The following is a 2,813-nucleotide window of genomic DNA, read 5'->3' as shown; positions in this document are numbered from 1 at the left end:
TTATAAAGTAAGTTTTTAATGATTCAAAAAGATAAAAATCATCTCCGTCTGGGGCACAGATTAAATCGTCTTCAAAAATGTACGGGGAAAGCAGTTTTGTTTTTTTTAATGAATGTTCACCTGCAAGTTCATATCCTGCATTTGACGCTTTGTTACCCATTTTTGTGGGCTTAACGTCAAGGTCTGAAATTAAATCAAGATAAGGTAATGGTAGTTCTCTTAAAAAGCCTGGAACATATTGTTCATCAGATCCGGTTGTTTCTCCGTATAAATTTGCTGGAGCTTCAAGTTTTACAGATTTTTCTGTCGTGTTGACGGTAGGAAAAAGCATGTTGTATAGATTACCGTTTTTGTCCCTTGCGATTAGAGCGTAATAATATTCACCATATTTTTTTAAGCTGTCTGTGTACGATGTAAAATTCCCCGGAACTTCTGCTACAGGATGACCTGCTGAAACTGTTGATTTTAATGTAATTGGTTTATTATCCCTGAAAATGGCAATGCTTGATGCATTAAAATCTGAAGGACATTTCCAGGTAATCTGGATTTTGTTAATACCAGTCTTTTTTGCAGATATGGAAGTGCAAAGCGGACGGAAAGTATCGCTTTGTGAGGTGAGAAAAGCAGGTGTATTAAAAATAATTATAAGAAATAAGATTTTTGCAAATTGAGTGAATCGCAATTGCATATATTTATTGTGCAGCAAAACAGGCGGTTTGACAAGATAAAACCAATGAATTATTCTATATAAATGTTTGTATCCGTAGTTTTAGATCCGGGCGGTATCGACAGTGCAAAAGCAATTGCTGCGATTTTAAGCCGTCACAGTTTCAGAAAAATCCAGAAAGCCTGCTGGGAATGTACTCAAATTAATGAAGTGCAGCTTACATCTCTAAAACATGAGATTGATTCTGTAACAGATTATTATGACACTTTGAGAATTTATCAGTTTCCAGTGAATTCAAATTTTGCAGTTACTGAACTGCGTCACAAACAATGGAAAAGAAGTGTTTACGGTGCAAAACAAAATAAACAATAATATGAGGATTTAAAATGTTAGAAGAACTTAAAGAACCTATTTCAACGCTTGAAGAAGATATTAAAAATGTATGGGGGCGTCTTTGACGCGCCTGCTATCGATAAAAAAATAAAAGAAACCGAAGCTCTTACTGCTGCCGAAGATTTCTGGAACGATGCCGAAAAGGCCCAGAAAGTCATGAATGACTTAAAGCTTTTAAAAGGCAGGGTAGAGCCATGGCGCGAGCTTTTACAGCAGATTGATGATATTAAAACTCTTTATGAACTTGGTACTGAGGGGGAAGATTCTGTCGAAGAGGAAATCAGAAATGAACTTTCAGACTGCCAGAAAAAATTTGAAGAACAGAGTATTTTGAATCTTCTTTCAGGTGAAGTTGACAAAAACGGCTGCTTCTTAACAATTCATGCCGGAGCCGGTGGAACAGAAGCCTGCGACTGGGCTTATATGCTTTCCCGTATGTATATCCGCTGGGCAGAACGTCATGGTTACAAGCTTGAGACTGTTGATTTACAGGAAGATGAAGGCGGAATTAAATCAACCACAATTCAGATTACAGGCGATTATGTTTATGGTCATTTAAAAGGTGAAGCAGGCGTTCATCGTCTTGTGCGAATCAGTCCTTTTGATGCAAACGCAAGACGCCATACTTCTTTCAGTTCGGTTTTTATTTTCCCGATTCTTGATGATACAATTAAGGTCGATATCCGCCCTGAAGATTTACGTGTTGATACATACCGTTCAGGCGGAAAGGGCGGTCAGCACGTTAATAAAACTGACTCTGCAGTACGTTTTACTCATATTCCGACCGGAATCGTTGTTCAGTGCGACAGCGAACGAAGCCAGATTATGAACCGTGCTACCTGTATGAACCTCTTACGTGCAAAACTTTATGCTCACTATGAGCAGGAAAGAGCAAAAGAAACTGCAAAATTCGGAGCCGAAAAAAAAGATATTTCCTGGGGAAACCAAATCCGTTCTTATGTGTTTCAGCCATATACAATGGTTAAAGATCACCGTACAAAATTCAGTGTAGGTGACATTCAGAGTGTAATGGACGGTGATATAGACCAGTTTATTGACTCATTCCTTCAGGCTCAGTGGAAAGGTTTACCTGTTGGTGGTGAAGACGAAGACGACGATTTGTAATGAAAAAATCTTTCTGGTTTTGTCTGATTTTCTCTTTTTTGATTTTCTCTTTTCCTGTTTTTGCAGATAACTGGACGCTTGGCATAATGGAATTTTCTTTTAAACAGAATCAGAGTCGGAGTGAAAGTTCTGTAAAGGCAGCTTCTGTCCTTCCACAGCTTATTATCGAGCAGTTTTCAGACGAAAATATCCGTACGATTCCAGCATCAGAGAGCCTTGACCGCAGGTTAAAGGAACTCCAGACTGCACGTCTTGCACTTTTTTTACAGCTCTCTAAAGAATGTAAAGCCCGTGATGCACTTGTTCTTACAACTACAAATCCCCGAACTCTGAATAAATCAATTAAAACAGAAATGGAAAAAATCCATGAAATTGAAAATCAGATTGAGGAAAATCTTGAACAGGTAAAAAAAATAAAAGAAGAATTTGCTCCAAAAATTAAACGGGAACAGGAAAAAGATGAAGATAAAAATAGTGAAGCAGAAAAGGAAAATAATGGATTCTTTTCTTTTCCATTTCCGTTTTTCCATAAAAATGAAAAAGATGAAATTGTGACTGAAAGTGTAGTACTTTACAAAAGTGATTCTACTGCTCTTTTTAAGCCGACTGTTAAAGCTTTAGAGGCGGG

At 37.6% G+C, this 2,813-nt stretch carries 4 protein-coding genes; 3 read left to right on the top strand and 1 reads right to left on the bottom strand.

Annotated elements, in window-relative coordinates:
• Window positions 1-688: hypothetical protein (locus ACKI5B_RS12925; RefSeq protein WP_407429429.1), on the bottom strand; the 688-nt coding region annotated here is incomplete at its 3' end.
• Window positions 689-751: 63 nt separating this feature from the next.
• Between ACKI5B_RS12925 and ACKI5B_RS12920 the strand changes: the two genes are divergently transcribed.
• The 3 genes from ACKI5B_RS12920 to ACKI5B_RS12910 form a co-directional block, all read left to right on the top strand.
• A complete protein-coding gene (locus ACKI5B_RS12920; RefSeq protein ID WP_407429427.1) occupies window positions 752-1,039 on the top strand; it encodes a CRISPR-associated protein Cas2 in 288 nt (95 codons plus the stop codon).
• Between the two features lie 14 nt (window positions 1,040-1,053).
• Window positions 1,054-2,185, top strand: a protein-coding gene (prfB, locus tag ACKI5B_RS12915; protein WP_407429425.1) for a peptide chain release factor 2 whose coding sequence is annotated in 2 segments (ribosomal slippage) — window positions 1,054-1,122 and window positions 1,124-2,185 — 1,131 coding nt in all. Because the reading frame shifts where the segments join, the coding sequence is not laid out codon by codon here.
• On the top strand, window positions 2,185-2,813 hold a 629-nt coding region (locus ACKI5B_RS12910; RefSeq protein WP_407429423.1), incomplete at its 3' end, for a hypothetical protein. The genes prfB and ACKI5B_RS12910, both read left to right, overlap by 1 nt.

It is taken from the genome of Treponema sp. (genome assembly GCF_045657965.1).
GTDB lineage: Bacteria > Spirochaetota > Spirochaetia > Treponematales > Treponemataceae > Treponema_D.
This window is presented reverse-complemented; position numbering and strand designations above follow the sequence as displayed.

Coding starts and splice junctions, on each gene's coding strand:
- ACKI5B_RS12920 (WP_407429427.1), top strand. CDS start 752: ATGTTTGTATCCGTAGTTTTAGATCCGGGCGGTATCGACAGTGCAAAA.